Source organism: Lachnospira hominis (ex Hitch et al. 2025) (assembly GCF_040096395.1).
Classification (GTDB): domain Bacteria; phylum Bacillota; class Clostridia; order Lachnospirales; family Lachnospiraceae; genus Lachnospira; species Lachnospira hominis.
Genome location: NZ_JBBMES010000004.1, coordinates 175,076 through 194,166 on the forward strand (window position 1 = coordinate 175,076; position 19,091 = coordinate 194,166).

General features: G+C 36.2%; 19 protein-coding genes. 4 read left to right on the plus strand and 15 right to left on the minus strand.

Annotated features, from left to right (window positions below; all coding sequences use genetic code 11):
• Positions 1-6: 6 nt before the first annotated feature.
• On the minus strand, positions 7-708 hold the full coding sequence (locus WMO38_RS05885; RefSeq protein ID WP_021866807.1) for an ABC transporter ATP-binding protein: 702 nt from the start codon (positions 706-708) through the stop codon (positions 7-9).
• A 93-nt stretch (positions 709-801) separates the two neighbouring features.
• Here WMO38_RS05885 and WMO38_RS05890 point away from each other — a divergent pair, with 93 nt between their 5' ends.
• Positions 802-2,100: a D-alanyl-D-alanine carboxypeptidase family protein gene (locus tag WMO38_RS05890; protein ID WP_349161875.1), complete on the plus strand. Its 1,299-nt coding sequence runs from the start codon at positions 802-804 to the stop codon at positions 2,098-2,100.
• 70 nt (positions 2,101-2,170) lie between these two features.
• Complete coding sequence (locus WMO38_RS05895; protein ID WP_349161876.1) at positions 2,171-3,040, plus strand: polysaccharide deacetylase family protein; 870 nt, start codon at positions 2,171-2,173, stop codon at positions 3,038-3,040.
• Positions 3,041-3,118: 78 nt separating this feature from the next.
• On the opposite strand, the gene WMO38_RS05900 is transcribed toward WMO38_RS05895, so the two are convergent.
• From WMO38_RS05900 to WMO38_RS05935, 8 genes are all read right to left on the minus strand, one after another.
• Entirely contained in the window at positions 3,119-4,363 is a 1,245-nt protein-coding gene (locus WMO38_RS05900) for an ABC transporter permease (RefSeq protein WP_349161877.1), read from the minus strand.
• Positions 4,363-5,298, minus strand: coding sequence for an ABC transporter ATP-binding protein (locus tag WMO38_RS05905; RefSeq protein WP_021866811.1), 936 nt, complete (start codon positions 5,296-5,298; stop codon positions 4,363-4,365). Before WMO38_RS05905 ends, WMO38_RS05900 begins: the two co-directional genes overlap by 1 nt.
• A 219-nt stretch (positions 5,299-5,517) precedes the next feature.
• Positions 5,518-6,321, minus strand: coding sequence for a gluconate 5-dehydrogenase (locus tag WMO38_RS05910; protein ID WP_420323502.1), 804 nt, complete (start codon positions 6,319-6,321; stop codon positions 5,518-5,520).
• Between the two features lie 118 nt (positions 6,322-6,439).
• Entirely contained in the window at positions 6,440-7,282 is an 843-nt protein-coding gene (gene kduI, locus WMO38_RS05915) for a 5-dehydro-4-deoxy-D-glucuronate isomerase (protein WP_021866813.1), read from the minus strand.
• A gap of 67 nt (positions 7,283-7,349) precedes the next feature.
• Positions 7,350-7,991: an ABC transporter ATP-binding protein gene (locus WMO38_RS05920; RefSeq protein WP_349161878.1), complete on the minus strand. Its 642-nt coding sequence runs from the start codon at positions 7,989-7,991 to the stop codon at positions 7,350-7,352.
• Between the two features lie 21 nt (positions 7,992-8,012).
• On the minus strand, positions 8,013-8,861 hold the full coding sequence (locus WMO38_RS05925; RefSeq protein WP_021866815.1) for a hypothetical protein: 849 nt from the start codon (positions 8,859-8,861) through the stop codon (positions 8,013-8,015).
• Positions 8,848-9,639 (minus strand): hypothetical protein, encoded by a 792-nt coding sequence (locus WMO38_RS05930; protein ID WP_349161879.1) that lies wholly within the window; start codon positions 9,637-9,639, stop codon positions 8,848-8,850. The genes WMO38_RS05925 and WMO38_RS05930 overlap by 14 nt, the downstream gene beginning before the upstream one ends.
• A 71-nt stretch (positions 9,640-9,710) precedes the next feature.
• Positions 9,711-10,901: a hypothetical protein gene (locus WMO38_RS05935; protein WP_349161880.1), complete on the minus strand. Its 1,191-nt coding sequence runs from the start codon at positions 10,899-10,901 to the stop codon at positions 9,711-9,713.
• A 341-nt stretch (positions 10,902-11,242) separates the two neighbouring features.
• Between WMO38_RS05935 and truA the strand changes: the two genes are divergently transcribed.
• The gene (truA, locus tag WMO38_RS05940) at positions 11,243-12,040 is read left to right on the plus strand and encodes a tRNA pseudouridine(38-40) synthase TruA (protein ID WP_349161881.1); all 798 of its coding nucleotides are present in this window, start codon (positions 11,243-11,245) and stop codon (positions 12,038-12,040) included.
• Positions 12,041-12,136: 96 nt separating this feature from the next.
• Positions 12,137-13,165 (plus strand): 3-deoxy-7-phosphoheptulonate synthase, encoded by a 1,029-nt coding sequence (locus WMO38_RS05945; protein WP_021866644.1) that lies wholly within the window; start codon positions 12,137-12,139, stop codon positions 13,163-13,165.
• Positions 13,166-13,241: 76 nt separating this feature from the next.
• Here the strand turns inward: WMO38_RS05945 and WMO38_RS05950 are convergent, their stop codons facing one another.
• The 6 genes from WMO38_RS05950 to WMO38_RS05975 form a co-directional block, all read right to left on the minus strand.
• Positions 13,242-13,799, minus strand: a complete 558-nt coding sequence (locus WMO38_RS05950) for a hypothetical protein (RefSeq protein ID WP_021866643.1) — start codon at positions 13,797-13,799, stop codon at positions 13,242-13,244.
• 22 nt (positions 13,800-13,821) lie between these two features.
• Complete coding sequence (locus WMO38_RS05955) at positions 13,822-14,364, minus strand: NUDIX hydrolase (RefSeq protein ID WP_021866642.1); 543 nt, start codon at positions 14,362-14,364, stop codon at positions 13,822-13,824.
• 34 nt (positions 14,365-14,398) lie between these two features.
• Positions 14,399-15,199, minus strand: coding sequence for a pyrroline-5-carboxylate reductase (gene proC / locus WMO38_RS05960; protein ID WP_186836856.1), 801 nt, complete (start codon positions 15,197-15,199; stop codon positions 14,399-14,401).
• An 81-nt stretch (positions 15,200-15,280) separates the two neighbouring features.
• Entirely contained in the window at positions 15,281-16,564 is a 1,284-nt protein-coding gene (locus WMO38_RS05965; RefSeq protein ID WP_349161882.1) for an aspartate aminotransferase type Ic, read from the minus strand.
• Positions 16,565-16,807: 243 nt separating this feature from the next.
• On the minus strand, positions 16,808-18,322 hold the full coding sequence (rny, locus tag WMO38_RS05970) for a ribonuclease Y (protein ID WP_420323503.1): 1,515 nt from the start codon (positions 18,320-18,322) through the stop codon (positions 16,808-16,810).
• A gap of 134 nt (positions 18,323-18,456) precedes the next feature.
• Positions 18,457-19,089, minus strand: coding sequence for a regulatory protein RecX (locus tag WMO38_RS05975; protein ID WP_021866638.1), 633 nt, complete (start codon positions 19,087-19,089; stop codon positions 18,457-18,459).
• Positions 19,090-19,091 lie beyond the last annotated feature (2 nt).

The window sequence follows — 19,091 nt, forward strand, 5'->3', positions numbered from 1 at the left end:
TAAATATTACCATTCTATTTCATCTATCGGCACCGGATTTTCATTGACTGTAACGTCTGATATAACTCCGTTTTTAACGCGGATAACCTTATTTCCCATAGGTGTGAGGGCAAGATTATGTGTAATGACAACAACCGTAACACCATGTTTAATACAAGTATCCTGTAAAAGCTTCAGCACAGCTTTGCCTGTCTGGTAATCAAGTGCACCTGTAGGCTCATCGCAGAGAAGAATCTTTGGATTTTTTGCCAGTGCTCTTGCTATTGCAACCCTCTGCTGCTCACCACCCGAAAGCTGGGCCGGGAAATTTTTCTTTCTGTCTGAAAGACCGACTGCGTCAAGTGTCTTATCAATGTCAAGCGGATCTTTGCAAATCTGTGCCGCAAGTTCTACATTTTCCCTTGCAGTAAGATTCTGCACAAGATTATAGAACTGGAAAACAAATCCTATATCATATCTTCTATATGCTGTAAGCTGCTTTGCATCCATTTCATTAACATGCTGTCCGTCAACTATAATCTCACCCGTCGTAGCTGTATCCATTCCACCAAGCAGATTAAGAATTGTGCTTTTTCCCGCACCACTCGGTCCTGCAATAACTGCAAATTCACCTTTTTCTATAGTAAAAGATGCCCCTGCAAGTGCCTTTATCTTAACATCACCCATTTTATATATCTTTTTTACATTATTAAATTCTATATAACTCATATAAAACTCCTTTCCGCATTATATAAAAATTTTGTATTTTATTTATATTTACTGCATAAATATTATAATAATCATTATATCAGATTTTTTAATATGACAAAGAAAAAAATCAATATTTTCAAAAAATTTTTATTATATACAGTTATAATTTCAATTATGACTGTACATTTTTTTAACCTTTTTACAACGGCCTCATACGCCAAAGAACCTCCTGATTCAATCTTTGCAAAATATGCCGTACTTCTGGATGGCGATACCGGACGTGTTTTATATGGCAAAAATGAAAATGAAAAAGCCCCAATGGCAAGTACTACAAAGATAATGACATGCATAGTTGCACTTGAATATGCAAAAGAAAATATTTTGTGCACAACATCAGCATATGCCGCATCAATGCCTGATGTACAGCTTAATGCTGTAAAAGGTGAGATTTTTTCTATAAATGACCTGCTGTATTCACTCATGTTAAAATCACACAATGATACAGCTGTAATAATCGCCGAAAATATCGCTCTGCATTATCTATACGATGGAGATGACAAAGACAGTATGAGTCCGGAAACCAACACCGACGAACAGTCCAGAATGCTTGTCCTTCTTTTTGCATCGGCAATGAACCGGAAAGCCGCAGAACTTGGCTGTCATGATACATATTTTATAACCCCGAACGGCCTTGACAGCGAAGATGAAAATGGAATACATTCAACAACAGCCAGAGACCTCGCGACAATAATGGCATATTGCATTAAAAATCGGGATTTTCTTAATATAACACAATCCAAAAACCACACTTTTACATCATCATTAAAAACTTCTGATAACAATCTTAAAACATATAATTCATACAGTGTTTCTAACTCCAATGCCTTTTTAGACATGTATGATAATGTAATTTCAGGAAAAACCGGTTTTACAGGAGATGCAGGCTACTGTTATGTATGTGCATACAGGTGTGACGGACGTACATTTATTGTTGCACTCATGGCATGCGGCTGGCCCAATAATAAAACATATAAATGGAAAGATACACGGAAACTTCTGGATTACGCAAGAAATACGTACTATCCGTCAGAAATCGTCTCCAAAGACATGCAGCCCGATGATGTAATCATTGAAAATGGTAATCCATCGGTACTTCATTTAAAAATCGAGAACAATAATGGTTTCACTGCACTTTTATCACACGATGATAAAGTAAATGTATCAATACATATGCAGACACTTTCAGCTCCTGTCATTTCAGGCGAAACCGTAGGCGAAGTGTGTGCATATATTAATAATGAAAAAATTTACAGTCTGCCAATCACAGCTGCAAATACTATTAAGGAAAAAAATTATGTATTTTACTTGAAACAATTGCTAAAACGTCTAATATTTATCGACAAATCATGACAATTATACTATAATATTATTCAGTTTTTATAAAAGTTATCAATTGCATACAGAAAGGCAGATTGTATAAATGAACAAAATATATAAAGCTTTTCCGGGAGGAAAGCATAAAGTTCTTACTTTGAGCTATGATGATGGAAAGGTTCAGGACAGACGTCTTGTCAAGATTTTTAATAAATATGGAATAAAAGCAACATTTAATCTGAATTCAGGTCTTACTGATATGAAAAACCGTATTCCGAAAGAAGAATGGACTTCTTTATATGCCGGTCATGAAGTTGCCGTACACACAGTAACACACCCTACTATCGCAAGATGCCCGTCACCTGAAATATTTCATGAAATATATGATGATAAAATGGAAATTGAAAAAGTATTTGGTTATCCCGTAAGAGGAATCGCTTATCCTAACGGTTCATGCGACGACAGATGTGTAGACATTGCACGAAATGCCGGTATCGTATATGGCAGAATTGCTGCCGATAAATACTCAACAGTCTGCAGTGCTGAAACAAATGCAAAGTTTGCAGAAGCTCCTATCCTTCTGGGTGATGAAAACGGATTCGGAATGCCTGATGATTACATGCGTTGGCTCCCTACATGCCACCACAACCATCATCTCAAAGAATTCGGTAAAAAATTCATGTCCCTAAAGAAAAAGCAATATCTTTACATGATGTATGTATGGGGACACAGTTTTGAATTTGACAGAAATGATAACTGGAATATAATCGAAGAATTCTGTGAAATGATATCAGGTCAGGACGACATCTGGTATGCAACCAATATAGAAATTGTCGATTATAACGACATATTCAACCGCCTTCAGTTTGCAGCTGACAACAGTTTTGTATACAATCCTTCTGCTGCTTCTGCATGGCTTATGAAAAATGATGAAGAATGTATTGAAGTTAAAGGCGGAACACTCGTAAAGCTTTAATTAAAAATTTAATATCCGTATATTCCAACAGGCTGTGCATGACTTTTATACCATCATACACAGCCTGTTCTTTTTATCTTAGTTTTCTTTTATTGATTTAAATGCATTGGAAAGTTTTATTGGATTACCATATCTTAATGTACCCATTCTGTATATCTTCGCACCTATTATTCCTACAACAACAATACTTGCTACAAGTATAATAAATGATACTACGATTTCCCATGTATTTACAGAGCCCATTGCCACTCTCGCAAACATGGCACTGTAAGAACTTACAGGCAGAAATGATGTAACTTTTATCATAATTCCATCAACATTCGTCAAAGATGCAAGTGTAATAAAGTAAACAATCATAATTACCATCTGCACGCCGCCTGCACTCTTATTTATATCTTCTGTCTTTGATACAAGTGCACCCATTGCACCATATATAAATGTGTAGAATAAAAATCCGCCTATTCCAAAAAGTGCAAACACAACAAGCACATTTGTCGGAATATCGAGAATCATATTAAGCATGCCGCCCCATTTATCCTGATTAATCTTATAAGAAATAAGAACAGTTCCAAGCATAACAGCTGACTGAATAAGTGCTGCTACTGCACCTGCAAGTACCTTCGCAAAGAATAAAAGATTAGTATCAACACTTGTAACGAGCACTTCCATTGTTCTGTTGCTCTTCTCCTGCGTTACCGAAGTCGCAACCATAGAGCCATACATAATAATAATCATAAAAATAATCATCACAAGTCCATAACAGTACCAGTAATTGCTTCCCATGTCTTTGCCAAGAATATTTTCGTGGCAGTCAATGTGCGGATTAAATGCCTGTGTTAATGAAGCATAATCTATACCGTTTTTCTGGCAATATACTATCTGATTCAACACTGTCATCACCTGTGTGAAAACACCCTGATTATCATCTGTCATACTCTGATTATATACATAGTAATCATAATCTGTAAGCGAATTAACTACAAAGCCGGCTGATACTTCATCAGCCTTGACTTTATCAACAAGTTCACTCTCTCCTGAAGCCTTTTTTATTGCATCATCAGGATAAAAGTTCTGTATAAAGCTTATATCAGTAACCATACCACTCTTATCATATACAAGTATTGTGCTGTCAGAATCTGCACCTGAATTTTCATCGGATACATTATTTTTGTTCTCCCCCGTAACAGAACCTATGTCAATGAAATTTGGCACAAACATAATAATACCGGCAACAAGTGCAATAATAACAGTAGTAATTACATAACTCTTATTTTTTATGTAATTCATCAGTTCATACTGAAAAATAACTCCGAATTTTTTCATTATTCTGCCGCCTCCTTCTCATCTGCATCACCAACTTTTGAAACAAAAATATCATTAAGAGACGGCTTATAAGTCTCAAATCGTTCAATCTCTATATTTTCACTGATAAACTTTGAAAGAATCTGCTTTCTTGACACATCTGCAACATTTTTAATAATCAATTCTTCCTTTGTTCTTCCTGTAATCTCAAGAATATCTGACATATGTTCATTAATAATATTTTCAAGGTCATCCAATGTCTTATCAACAGCTGATACAACAAGCTGATTCTTTCCAAACTCTCTTTTAATATTGTCAAGGTCACCGGATAACACAACATCTCCCTTATTGATAATAACTATATCCTTACAGAATTCCTCAACATAACTCATCTGGTGGCTTGAAAAAATAACTATCTTATTCTGCCCTATAAGTTCCATGACAACATCCTGTAAAATTCTTGAATTAACAGGGTCAAGACCACTGAACGGCTCATCAAGAATAACTATATCAGGATCACATACCAATGTTGATGCAAGCTGCACTTTCTGCTGGTTACCTTTTGAAAGAGTCTCAAGCTTTGCATTTTCATATTCAAGAACGCCAAGCCTTTTCAGCCATTTTTTTGAATTGGCAACAGCCTCGGATTTTGATATTCCTCTGATTCTTCCAAGATAAACCATCTGTTCAATTACTTTCTTCTTAGGATAAAGACCTCTCTCTTCCGGAAGATAACCTATAAGATGCTTTCTCTGGTTAAACTTTTCTCCATCAAGAAGAACTTCTCCTGAATTGGCACGGAATACATCCATAAGAATTCTTATAGTTGTAGTCTTACCGGCACCATTTCTTCCCAGAAGTCCAAGTGCTCTTCCGCTTTGAACTTCAAAAGAAATTCCATGAAGCACCTGTTTATCGCCAAATGATTTGGTGATATCTTTTACTTCTAACTTCATATAACCCTCACATTTCTGTGCATACAATTATATTCCTGCACAATATTTTAATTTTCAAAATAAATTATATCAGATAGTTAAAAATTTGTCTACCGACAGTTATGCTAAAAAATATTGCCCTCCTGATCCTGACAAAAAGTCTAAAAATCCCGGACAGCTTAAACTGCCCGGGAATAAAACAATATATATTATGTTTTTATTTACTTATCTGTATTATTCTTACTGTGGCTGCTTGCCGATGTAAGCAAGGATACCACCATCAACGTAAAGAATATGTCCGTTAACTGCATCTGATGCTTCTGAAGCAAGGAATACAGCTGGACCAGCTAATTCTTCTGGCTTTAACCATCTGTTAGCAGGTGTCTTAGCACAGATAAACTGGTCAAATGGATGTCTTGAACCATCTGGCTGACGCTCTCTTAATGGAGCTGTCTGAGGTGTCTCGATATAACCAGGTCCGATACCGTTACACTGGATATTATACTGACCATATTCAGAACAGATATTTCTTGTGAGCATCTTGAGACCACCCTTAGCTGCTGCATAAGCAGAAACTGTCTCACGACCTAACTCTGACATCATAGAACAGATGTTGATAATCTTACCATGACCTCTTTCAATCATTGATGGAATAACAGCCTTAGATACGATGAAAGGTGCATTTAAGTCTACATCGATAACCTGTCTGAATTCAGCAGCTGTCATATCACACATAGGGATTCTCTTAATGATACCTGCGTTGTTTACAAGAATATCAATAGGAGCAACTTCCTTTGCAATCTTTGCAACCATTTCATTAACAGCATCCTCATTTGTTACGTCACAAACATAACCATGAGCTTCAATTCCTGCTTCCTTATATGCAGCAATACCCTTATCAACTAACTCCTGCTTAATATCGTTGAATACGATTGTAGCACCAGCCTTAGCCATGCCTGAAGCAATAGCGAAACCGATACCATAAGAAGCACCTGTAACTAATGCAGTCTTACCTTCAAGTGAAAAATTTACTGACATTTTCATTCTCCTTTTCTTAAATAAATTCTATAAATGAAACCATACGGTGTCATTCCAAAAATATAATCTGACTTTTCAGAACCAGTTTAAACCGGATTGTTGATTAATTATTATCAGATAGTAATTATCTTAAATCCTTCATATCAACATCATCCATGTCATCGAAATCCTGATTCTCGCCAACCATGCCCCAGATAAATGTGTAAGCATGTGTAGCAGACGCTGAATGAATTGACCAGCTAGGTGAAATAACAGCCTCTTCATTTCTCATAACAATATGTCTTGTCTCTGTAGGTTCTCCCATGTAATGGAAAACAACGGCATCTTCAGGTACCTCAAAGTAAAGATATACTTCCATTCTTCTGTCATGTGTATGACATGGCATTGTATTCCATACACTGCCAGGCTCAAGACAAGTCATACCCATCTCAAGCTGACATGACTCAACCTGTCCCGGAAGAATATACTTGTTGATTGTTCTGTGGTTAGCACTCTCAAGGCATCCGAGTTCTTTCTTATTTTCAGGAAGAATATCCTTGGCTGGGTCGATAAATACTGTAGGATATGTCTTATGTGCAGGGGCACTGTTAAAATAGAACTTAGCCGGATTAGCTGCATCATCACTTGCGAACTTAATCTCCTTAGCACCCATTCCTATGTACATACCGTCTTTGTACTTAAACTTATAATCCTTGCCGTCAACAGTAACTGTACCGTTACCGCCGATATTGATAATACCCATCTCACGTCTCTCAAGGAAATATGCAGCTCTGAGTTCTGCACCTGCCTCAAGTGTAAGTGTCTTTGCTGCAGGTGTAGCAGCACCTACAATAATTCTGTCAATCTGGCTGTATACAGTCTTAATCTCGTCAGCAACAAAAAGATCCTGAACGAGGAAATCATGTCTCAATCTGTCAGTATCGTAATTCTTTACGTCTGCCGGATTAGCTCCTGGTCTTACTTCCATTGTAATTCTCCTTTTTATAAGTTTCTTCATTGTCTAATATCTTAACACATTTTGAAAAAAATTACAACTACTTCACCCTTGTAAGCACCCCTAGATCCATTTCACATACCGTATCACACAAAACTTCAATATCTTCCGCACTGTGATTTGCCATAATAATCGTCTTTCCCTGCTGTGCAAGACTCTTAAAAAGCTCTCTCATCTCTTTAACACCATGTTTATCAAGTCCGTTCATAGGCTCATCAAGAAGAAGTATATCGGGATTTTCCATAATCGCCTGTGCAAGTCCCAGTCTCTGCCTCATTCCAAGCGAATAACGCCCAACATGCTTCTTACTGTCAGGGTCAAGTCCTACAAACAAAATAGCCTCACGAATCTGTTCCCTGCCTATTTTTTTATTAATCCCGGCAAGGAATTTAAGATTATTATAACCGCTGTAATTATTAAGAAATCCCGGTGTTTCAATGATTGCCCCAAGATTTTCCGGAACATCTATATCTTTTCCGATTTTTTTGCCGTTTACTGTAACACTGCCCTGCGTCACAGGTACAAAACCGCATATACATTTCATAAGCATAGTTTTTCCTGAACCATTACGACCTATAAGCCCGTGTATCTTTCCCTTTTCAAAAGAAATATTTACATCATTCAATACTGTTGCCGCACCATATTTCTTTGTCACATGTGAAATTTCTATAATATCACTCATATATACCTCTCTTTCCGCACATCAATGCTCATTTCTAACAATAATTTCCTGTTTTCTTCCAAAAAATACAGCCAAAAATGTAAGTACAGCTATCAGCAGCACATACATTCCAAGTACATAACCTATCGAAGGATTTGCCGTCATGCCTGCAACATCAATATTATTAAGTGAATTCCAGCTTATAGGAGAAAACCATATAAGCCTTTGATTTCCATCTACAACAGCAGTTAATATCACAAAAAATCCGGCAATTATTGTCCCCGCAACATTAGTTTTTGTAATAACATTTACTGTATATATAAGAAGTCCGATAAAAATAAAACTTAATACCATAAGCAGAAATGAAAAAAACATAGCCTGTGCAGGTGTATAATATCTTATTACAATCGTCGGTACCTTTACTGTCGTATAATTAATTCCCAATGTGCTAAGCACTGTAGACGTGCCTGCCGAACCAAGCACTTTTCCCCATGAGGTTCCCCACTTTATATGACCGATATTAATAATTATCGTAGAAAAAAACAGCACAAATGCGTATATAACAGAGCCTGCATATATGTATAATACCTGTCCGAAACACCACTTTTTTCTGCTCGTCCTTAACATAACATATGACTGGTTGCTGTCTATAAACGGAGCATCACAAAAAATAAATACAATAGGTGCCATAAATACAATCTTCATAAATCTCCAGCAGAAAAGAAACGGAAATATCCATGGATTCATCTTCTCACCAACAAGAGGTATAATTTTCCACATTCCGGAAATATACGAATAAACAAAAAGAAACGACATGATAAGACACATCTTTATACGGCTGTTAGAACCCCATTTCCTTATATTCTGCATACATATTCTAAATGATTTCATTACCGACCCTCCTCTTTACAAATCTATAAAACACACAACCGGCAAGAACAATATATCCAATTACAACCATTAATGACATAATAAGCATAACAGATGTACTCGTTCCATATGCTCCGCTTGCTCCCTGAATAGCCGGAAGTTTCAAAGCACCCGGAAGAAATCCAAAAAAATTTCTGATAATAATCACAACCATAAGCGGAAGTGTTACAGCTACAAAAGAATTGGGAATTATTGACGATATTGCAAATGCGATTGAGGCATATGCCGACGTTGCAAGTGAAAAGCACACCGTCTTAACAATTATAACCATATACGGAAACGAAGACGCTGCAATGTCATAGAACTGCCTTCCTTTACTAATCTCCATCCCATATGTTCTCTGAATATCACATCCGTACCGGATTGCCCATATTCCTGTACTGACATTAAGCCCTACAAAACTCACCGCAAATGATGTCAGTGCACACACAACCATCTTTGCGGCAGCATAACTTATTACATTACTTCTTATAATAACAGAATTGATATATCTGTCATTCCAGTCGTCGCAAAAGCTGCATGCAAACGGAAATGAAGCTGTCAGAAATAATACAACATCAAAATTAGAAACACCGGTAACAACTATAAGCATCGATTCAGCCGCAGAATTTTTTACAACATCCATATGCCCTGCTATGAATACGATACTTATATATATAAGCAGCGATATATAAAAACGCCATGAACACATAACTCTCATAAGTTCATGGCGGCACATACCCCATAATTTTATCCTCATAAAGTCCCTCCTACACTTTGACGTATTATCCTCATAAATTATACTTAACACATAAACCGCATGTGACTCACTTAACTTTGAGAACTCATTTTCCTGATGATATTATAAGTTGTATTCATTATATATATACTTTTTGTAACACCTCTGTAAGCCGTTCCATCTTTTACCGTAGCACTTTCGACTTCATATGTAATCTGCCATACCGGATATGTAACCGCCTCTGTTCCTCTGTAATAATCATCCATAACTTTCGCCAGTGGACAATATACCTGCCGTATTTCAGTTATTTTCATTTTCATTATACCGCCTGCATATTGATTATCTGTATTAAAAGCAGTAATAGCATCCTCCAGTGTACATAATTGATTATTTTCCGGACTGCCGCCACATGTAATATTATATGTATAATTATCAGCTATTAACTTAATATCATCTCTTCCCACTACCACTCTTACATAACATGGATTGGAATAATTCACATTATTGCTTTTGGCTCCCGCCCAGGCAACAGGTATTCCCTCAATATTTTTATAAAACAAAAAATCATACACTTCATCTTCTTTATTCCATGTTATCTCTTCTTTATTATCACTCTTTAACGAACCGGAATACTTTAAATCTTGGACATTCTCTTCCCTGTTCATTATCTCTGTCATATGCGAAGCATCCATGGCAAAATATTCTATCACATCACCTACACCGGTTATTCCAAGCTTATCACAATACTGTCTTGCTCTTTTTTCTGCTTCTTCTTTTGAAAAATCTTCAAGTTCATCCAATGGCAGATAGTCTTTTTTATCTTTTTCTAACCGCACATACAAATTATACTTTCTGTCACTTGCATCCTTTGATGTGTACATTTTCATACTAAAAGTCTCTGTATAAGAGCTTCCGTCACTGTACTTATACATGATATTTCTTACATTTCCTGTCGTTTTATCCAATACTTCTTTACGATCTGATAATTCTTTACCATCCTGTGCAAACACATCCGCATGTTTATCTGCTGTTTCTGAATCTACACCTGAATAATCAATCGTATAACTTTTGAACTCTTTATCTGTTCTGTACACATCAGCATCAATCTCAAGCACATCACTGACAGTTGACTTTATATGATCGCTGTTATAATCAATCTGCTGCATGCTTTCACCCGCATCTTTTTCAACTACTCTTGTTCCATCCGGAAACAATGAACATCCTGCCATAGTACACATAACAAGTACTGCAGCTGCTATACGCATTCTTTTTCTTATTACCATACGCACAACCTCTCCTTATTTAATTTTTATATATAAATCCCTATTTGCATAGAGTTCTATAGCTGTTTAGAATAAGCATCTCCTGCTTATTCGTTAAATATATCCCACCACAATCACGTAGTCTTTACATTTCAGATAATAACATTTTTCTACATATTTTTCAATATCATTATATCAATCTGATATTTTTTGTGAATTATATACAATTTTCAATTTTTTTGTATTTTTTCTTTATATTCTCAAACCTTTGTAAAATCATACTATTGCCCGTTTATTATTTTTGTTCTATAATTACTTTAGATATTTGTTTTTAGATAATTTTACCAAAAAAGGAGTTTTGGATGTTTCACTATATGATTACCGTTTCCTATGACGGTTCTTCCTTCAACGGCTGGCAGCTTCAGCCCGACAATCCGTTAATCACAATTCAGGGACTTCTGAATTATGAATTAAGTAAGTTCACAGGTGAAGATATTAATATCCGTGCAAGCGGACGTACCGATTCGGGCGTACATGCCACCTGCCAGACCGCTGATTTTTTCTGCAATAAAAATCTTGATTTAAAGAATTTTCCAAAAGAAATAAACCGCAAACTGTGCGATTCCGTAAGAATAACAAGTATCTGCCGTGTGCGTGATGATTTTCACAGCAGAAAAAACGCTTTGAGCAAAACTTATTCTTATTTTGTAAGTCTTTCTGATAAGCCCGATGTTTTTTTTCGCAGATTTGTATACACTCCTTGTATGCCGCCTTTAAATATAAAACCAAGCATGTGCAGTTCTCCTGATATTGAATTCATGAAAAAGTGCTCCCATATTTTTATAGGAAAACATGATTTTTCAGCATTTACAACTGACAAATCACCTGATAAATCCCATGTAAGAACAATCAGTAATATTAATATTTCAATAATTGAAAACACGGATATTATGCGTATTGATTTTACAGGGAACGGATTTTTATATAATATGGTACGCATTATAGCAGGAACTCTTTTACAGGCAGGCTACGGACAGTTTACATACGACGATATAAAACAAGCCATGGAAAGCAGAATACGCAGCAATGCTGGCGTCACTCTTCCACCTAACGCACTTTTTCTTACAGACGTGGAATATGACAACAACTTCTTTATATAAAGAAGTAATTATTTATGCCCGGGTTTACATTTTTTAATATTTATATTATAATTCTAAGCTGATGCAAAAGCGAAAATCGCAGAAATGAGGTAAAAAATGAGTTTTGAATTTATAAGAAAACTTCCTTCTCCTACGGAGATTAAAGCCGAATTTCCTGTCCCTGAAAAAACAGCTGCATTAAAAGCTGAGCGTGACAAGGAAATCGCTGATGTTATAACTGGAAAATCAGATAAATTTCTTGCAATTATAGGTCCATGTTCGGCAGATAACGAAGATGCCGTTCTTGATTATACACTCCGCCTTAAAAAAGTTCAGGAAAAAATCAAGGATAAAGTTATTATTATTCCTCGTGTATACACAAATAAGCCACGTACAACAGGCACAGGTTACAAGGGCATGTTACATCAGCCTGACCCTGAAAAGAAGCCTGATTTGCTTGCAGGGCTTGTAGCAATCCGCAAGATGCACATAAGAGTCATGGAAGAAACAGAACTTATGCCTGCAGATGAGATGCTCTACCCTGAGAATTACTGGTTTCTTGCAGATGTTCTATCTTATGTCGCAGTCGGTGCCCGTTCTGTTGAAGACCAGCAGCACAGACTTACTGTAAGCGGCATGGATGTTCCTGCCGGAATGAAAAACCCTACAAGCGGTGATTTTTCTGTAATGCTTAATTCTGTTGTTGCTGCACAGGCAAAACAGACATTTATCTACAGAAACTGGGAAGTTGCAACACCCGGCAATCCACTCGCACATACAATTCTGCGTGGTGCCGTTAATAAACATGGTCAGAACATTCCTAACTATCACTACGAAGATCTGATGCGTCTTGTCAATATGTATAATGCCCGCGATTTGATGAATCCGGCATGCGTTGTAGATGCAAACCACAGCAACTCAGGAAAGATATATCAGGAACAGATTCGTATCACTAAAGAAATCCTTCACAGCATGAAACATTCATCAGACGTAAAGAAGCTCATCAAAGGTGTTATGATTGAAAGTTACATTGAACCGGGCTGCCAGAAAGTCGGCGACGGTGTATATGGAAAGTCTATCACTGACCCATGTCTTGGATGGGACGAATCAGAAAAGCTTTTATACGAAATAGCAGAGCTTGTATAAATAAAGACAGAAAAAGGCGGCATTTTCAACTTTCCAAAAGGAAAGAAAAACGCCGCCTTTTTTGCCTTATTTAATCTTAAAAAATCAGCATATACATTTTTTTTAATGCTATAGGATTCAAAAAAGCCTCCATATATGTACCTGCTATAAACATAGCAATTACAATTCCTGCAATAATAAGATTTTTTCTCATTCCTACCAATCCCGTACTCTCGATAAATATTTTTAACATAAGAACATACATTATTCCATAAAAGATAAACTGCGGAAATATTGAAATCAAAAATACAGCAATACCCATAAGCCCATATTTTAAAACCATTATGCTTATAAGTATTCCGCTTCCGGCTCCGGCCGCCATTGTAAATAATGCATAAATCGGAATTCTTATTTTTGTTATTCCTGCAAGTACAAGAAATACCAACCATTTCATACGTGATTTTAACACATATTTCCACACTGTTATTCCATTTATTCTCACCGAATCATATATTGCAAGATAATCATTTCCAAGTAAATCTGCGTCTGTTATTTTTAATTTTATAAATATGTTAAACAATACCGTTCCAACAATCATCCCGGCAAAAATAAATAAAATAAACCTGTATCTTCTTATTAATAATGATGCCTTCACAACATGGCCTTTTTTGTTTTATTTATTGCATTGTATGTTTCGTTTTATTTATATATGCCATAATTGCAGCAATAGTTTTTGAATCCTGTATTTTACCGCTGTAAATCATATCCGTTATTTCATCTTCAGTGTAACTTTCAACATCAATAAATTCATCTTCATCAAGATGCTGCTGTGTTTTACAGAGATTTTTTGCAGTATAAACTTCTATTATCTCATTACAGAATGCAACTGCTGTCACAAGGCTTACAAGATGCGTAAGTCTGTCTGTCTTGTATCCTGTCTCTTCTTCAAGCTCACGCATCGCCGCAGCATATGCCTCTTCGCCCTTATTTATTCCACCTGCTGGAATTTCAAGTGTCTCTCTGTCGAGGGCATTACGAAACTGTCTCACAAGAAGTATTCTTCCGTCATCAAGCACCGGAATAACCGCAGCTGCACCACTGTGCTCGATAAAATCCCACTTTGCAACATTTCCGTCAGGTGTCATTATATCATCTTCATAAAATGATAATATTGAGCCTTTATGCTTTAATGTTCTTCCGACTCTTTTTATATGTTCCATATTTATTCCCTATTCTCTAAATTTATTGTTTTTATTATTTTTTTACTCCGTTACATGCCTCAAAACATGCATCTGTCGCTTTTATAAGTGCATTTCTGAACCCATTTTCTTCAAGAGCTGCAACCCCTTTAATTGTTGTGCCTCCAGGTGAGCATACATTATCCTTTAATTTTCCAGGATGTTCACCAGTTTCAAGAACCATTTTTGCCGAGCCAAGTACAGTCTGTGCAACAAGCTTGTAAGCATCTTTTCTCGGTATTCCATACTTTACGGCACCATCTGCAAGTGCTTCTATAAACATGTATACATATGCAGGTGAACTTCCGCTTGCACATACAACTCCACTCATAAGATTTTCCGGAACAGTTACCACTTTGCCGAAAGAATTAAAGAATTTTTCAATTATATCTCTTTCTTCAAATGAAAATTCTGCTGTATTATAGCTTATCCCTGTCATTCCCTCTCCGACAAGTGCAGGCGTGTTTGGCATTGCACGCACAACTCTTATATTGTCACCAAGTTTTCTTTTTATATCTGTAATTGTTATTCCGGGTGCGAGCGATATTACAATACTTTCCTCTGTAACTATATCATGTATATTTTTTAAAACCACATCATATACCTGAGGTTTTACAGCCAGAATTATGTATTTTGCATTGTTTGCACATTCAGCATTACTCTCCGCAAATCTTACGCCTGTCTCTTCACTTATTTTTTCTCTTCTGTCACTGCTTGGACATGTAAATATTATGTCTTCTTTTGAAAATGAATTAAGTGCACCTTTAAGCATAGCATAACCCATATTACCCATTCCGATAAATCCAAATGTATTCATACTCTTCTCCATCCTTTTACTTATTTTAAATAAACCCATTCCAAATATTATATCTGAAATGGGTTTGTCTTATAATTTATTTTACTTTGTTTCAAGTATTTTTTCAATACTTACTATTTTTACGCATAATACAAATATATCTGACGCAAGTTCCATCTCCTCAGGTGTTGGGAATGATGGTGCAATACGGATATTGCTGTCTTTAGGGTCTTTTCCATATGGGAATGTTGCACCTGCATTTGTAAGTACAACTCCGGCATCTTTACATTTTGCAACGATTGCCTTTGCACAGCCCTCCATAGCATCAAATGAAATAAAGTAACCACCGCGTGGCTCTGACCATGTACCGATACCAAGTCCAGTAAGTTCTTCTTTAAGGACTTTAAGTGTTGCCTCAAATTTTGGTCTCATCTGTGCAGCATGCTTCATCATATGAGCCTTTACGCCTTCAAGATTCTTAAAATATCTTACATGTCTTAACTGATTAATCTTATCATGACCGATTGTCTGTATTGTAAGCTGTTTCTTAATATCAGCAACATTCGCCTCAGATGAAGCAAGTGCAGCCATTCCCGAACCAGGAAAGCTTACTTTTGATGTTGAAGCAAATTCAAATACCATATCAGGATTTCCTGCTTTTTCACATTCTGATATAATATCAAGAATTTCATCCTGCTTATCTTCATAAAGATGGTGAATTACATATGCATTATCCCAGAATATTCTGAAATCTTTTGCAGCCGGCTTTAATGCTGCAAATCTCTTAACTGTCTCATCTGAATATGTGTAGCCCTGAGGGTTTGAATACTTAGGAACACACCATATACCTTTAACAGATTCATCATTATTTACATATTTTTCTATCATATCCATATCAGGACCATTTTCTGACATTGGAATGTTAATCATTTCGATACCAAAATGTTCGGTAATAGCAAAATGTCTGTCATAACCAGGTACAGGACAAAGGAATTTAACCTTATCAAGCTTGCACCATGGAGTATTTCCAAGCAAACCATGTGTATATGCTCTTGAAACCTGGTCATACATAATATTAAGACTTGCATTGCCATATATTATCACATGTTCAGGAGTTGTTCCCATTATATCTGCCATAAGCTTCTTAGCTTCCGGAATACCATCGAGAACACCGTAGTTTCTGCAATCTGTTCCATCTTCTGACTTCATATCTGAAGAACTGTTAATAGTATCAAGCATATCCATAGTAACATTAAGCTGTGTTGCTGACGGCTTACCTCTTGACATATTAAGACTAAGGCCTTTAGACTGTGCCTCTTTATATCTCTCGTCCAATTCTTCTTTAAGTTTTAATAATTCTTCTTTGCTCATTTCGCAATATTGCATAGCCAAACCTCCTGCTTTTTATTAAACTTTGGATATGATACAATAAATCGTCAAAAAAGGCAATAGTAAAACTAAAAATTTTAATTTATCTTTGTATTTTTTTTATATTATTAAGTCATTTTTGCATTTGGCTTAATTTTAGTAACAGGCTCTTGTTTTACATATACTTTTTCCGGCTGACATATGCACACAAAAAAACACCTGCGGGCAATACCCACAGGTGTTCTATGAACTCTAATCATTCTATTTGGCATAATCAACAACTCGTGACTCACGAATAACGCTGACCTTAATCTGTCCTGGATATTCCATCTGACTCTCAATCTGTTTTGAAATATCTCTTGCCATAAGTACCATATCCGAATCACTAACAACTTCAGGAATGACCATAACTCGAATCTCTCTACCAGCCTGAATGGCAAATGATTTCTCAACTCCCTTAAAGGAATTGGTAATATCTTCTAATTGTTTAAGTCTGTTTGTGTAAGTTTCTAACGTCTCACGTCTTGCACCTGGTCTTGCAGCTGAAATTGTATCAGCAGCCTGAACAATACAAGCAATTAAGCTCTCTGGCTCGACGTCACCATGATGTGATGCTACTGCATTAATAACAGTCGGCGATTCTTTATACTTTCTACATAAATCAACACCGATTTGAACGTGAGAACCTTCTATTTCATGGTCAATTGATTTACCAATATCATGAAGCAATCCTGCACGTTTTGCAAGCTTGATATCACAACCAATCTCTCCTGCCAAAAGGCCGGAAAGCTGTGCTACTTCAATTGAATGTTTTAACGCATTCTGACCATAACTTGTTCTGAAACGCATTCTTCCAAGGAGTCTTACAAGCTCCGGATGAATACCATGAACACCAACTTCAAGAGTTGCGGCTTCACCTTCTTCTTTAATTAAAACTTCTACTTCTTTCTGAGCCTTCTCAACCATCTCTTCAATTCTTGCCGGATGAATACGTCCGTCAACAATGAGTTTCTCAAGCGCTATTCTTGCGATTTCACGTCTGATTGGATCAAAGCCTGACAAAACGACAGCTTCAGGAGTATCATCAATAATAAGTTCCACACCTGTAAGTGTCTCAAGAGTACGGATATTACGGCCTTCACGACCGATAATTCTACCCTTCATCTCGTCATTAGGAAGCTGTACTACAGAAATTGTAGTCTCTGCAACATGATCTGCGGCACATCTCTGGATAGCTGTTACCACATAATCCTTTGCTTTCTTATCTGCTTCTTCTTTTGCTCTGCTTTCATATGCTTTAATCATTACAGCAGTTTCATGTTTTACATCATCTTCAACAGTCTTTAATAGATATTCTTTTGCCTGTTCGGAGGTTAAACCTGAGATTCTTTCAAGTTCCTGTTGTCTCTTCTGTTCAAGTTCATCAACTTTTTGCTTCATTTTACCAAGTTCTTCTTCTTTCTTGGTAATGCTCAAGTCACGCTTTTCGACAGCTTCAATTTTCTTGTCAAGGGATTCTTCCTTAGAAAGAACTCTTCTTTCATACTTCTGTACTTCAGCTCTTCTTTCTTTGGTCTCCTTTTCAAGTTCATTCTTGTTTTTCAAAGATTCTTCTTTAATTTCCAAGAGTGCTTCTTTCTTAGTTGTCTCGGCTGTTTTTAATGCTTCATCTATTATTTCTCTGGCTCTTTCATTGGCATTACCAATCTTGGCATCATTTGCCTTCTGGATAACTTTACCAGAAATAAACCATGTAATAGGTGCGACTATAACCAATGTTGCAATTATAGCGATAATAACCAGCACAGGAGCACCTCCTTATTTAGTTTTCATTGTACAAGCAATACAACATATTAATATTATACTCATTTTGCTTTATTGTCAAGAAATTTACGCTTGTCCGATAAGTTTCACATGCAATTATCACATACTTTATCAATAGCCTTATTAATAATATCAAAGTTAAATCCACGTCGGTAAAGATATGCCATAAGCTTCTGTCTTTCATTGTAATCCATTCTGCTTATATCTGTCTTAGATGTTCTCTTTTCAATAAGACTAACAACCTGATTCAGTTCACACTCACCATTATCACTGTAATACTCATCACATACACATGCAATTATATCAGCGGAAACGCCTTTCTCTTTAAGCTTCTGTTCTATTATACGCCTGCTTTTGACAGGAGCTTTAAATGCTACATAATTTCTTGCATATCTGTCATCATCTATATAACCATATCTGTCAATATATTCCAATGCAGCATCAACTGCTTTATCAGGATAATATCCGTCTTTCAGTTTTTTAATAAATTCTGCTCTCGTATAATCTTTATTCTTTAACAGATTCATCCCCCTGATAACTGCACGTTTAGATAAAACTGTCATTATCTCGTCATATACATCTTCACTTATATAGGACTGCTCTTTAATGCCAAACTTCCTTAACTCTCCGGCATACAATGCAAAAACATGTTCATAATCAACATATACAGCTCTTCTTTTTGAAGTAATCTCTTTTATTGATGTAACGAAATATTCCATAC

Excerpts from the sequence above, each read along its gene's own strand:
- WMO38_RS05890 (WP_349161875.1), top strand. The coding sequence starts at position 802 with ATGACAAAGAAAAAAATCAATATTTTCAAAAAATTTTTATTATATACA.
- WMO38_RS05945 (WP_021866644.1), top strand. The coding sequence starts at position 12,137 with ATGAGTTTTGAATTTATAAGAAAACTTCCTTCTCCTACGGAGATTAAA.
- WMO38_RS05905 (WP_021866811.1), bottom strand. The coding sequence starts at position 5,298 with ATGAAGTTAGAAGTAAAAGATATCACCAAATCATTTGGCGATAAACAG.
- WMO38_RS05920 (WP_349161878.1), bottom strand. The coding sequence starts at position 7,991 with ATGAGTGATATTATAGAAATTTCACATGTGACAAAGAAATATGGTGCG.
- WMO38_RS05895 (WP_349161876.1), top strand. The coding sequence starts at position 2,171 with ATGAACAAAATATATAAAGCTTTTCCGGGAGGAAAGCATAAAGTTCTT.
- WMO38_RS05885 (WP_021866807.1), bottom strand. The coding sequence starts at position 708 with ATGAGTTATATAGAATTTAATAATGTAAAAAAGATATATAAAATGGGT.
- WMO38_RS05975 (WP_021866638.1), bottom strand. The coding sequence starts at position 19,089 with ATGGAATATTTCGTTACATCAATAAAAGAGATTACTTCAAAAAGAAGA.
- kduI (WP_021866813.1), bottom strand. The coding sequence starts at position 7,282 with ATGGAAGTAAGACCAGGAGCTAATCCGGCAGACGTAAAGAATTACGAT.
- WMO38_RS05925 (WP_021866815.1), bottom strand. The coding sequence starts at position 8,861 with ATGAAATCATTTAGAATATGTATGCAGAATATAAGGAAATGGGGTTCT.
- WMO38_RS05930 (WP_349161879.1), bottom strand. The coding sequence starts at position 9,639 with ATGAGGATAAAATTATGGGGTATGTGCCGCCATGAACTTATGAGAGTT.
- WMO38_RS05900 (WP_349161877.1), bottom strand. The coding sequence starts at position 4,363 with ATGAAAAAATTCGGAGTTATTTTTCAGTATGAACTGATGAATTACATA.
- WMO38_RS05935 (WP_349161880.1), bottom strand. The coding sequence starts at position 10,901 with ATGGTAATAAGAAAAAGAATGCGTATAGCAGCTGCAGTACTTGTTATG.
- WMO38_RS05965 (WP_349161882.1), bottom strand. The coding sequence starts at position 16,564 with ATGCAATATTGCGAAATGAGCAAAGAAGAATTATTAAAACTTAAAGAA.
- WMO38_RS05955 (WP_021866642.1), bottom strand. The coding sequence starts at position 14,364 with ATGGAACATATAAAAAGAGTCGGAAGAACATTAAAGCATAAAGGCTCA.
- proC (WP_186836856.1), bottom strand. The coding sequence starts at position 15,199 with ATGAATACATTTGGATTTATCGGAATGGGTAATATGGGTTATGCTATG.
- truA (WP_349161881.1), top strand. The coding sequence starts at position 11,243 with ATGTTTCACTATATGATTACCGTTTCCTATGACGGTTCTTCCTTCAAC.
- WMO38_RS05910 (WP_420323502.1), bottom strand. The coding sequence starts at position 6,321 with ATGAAAATGTCAGTAAATTTTTCACTTGAAGGTAAGACTGCATTAGTT.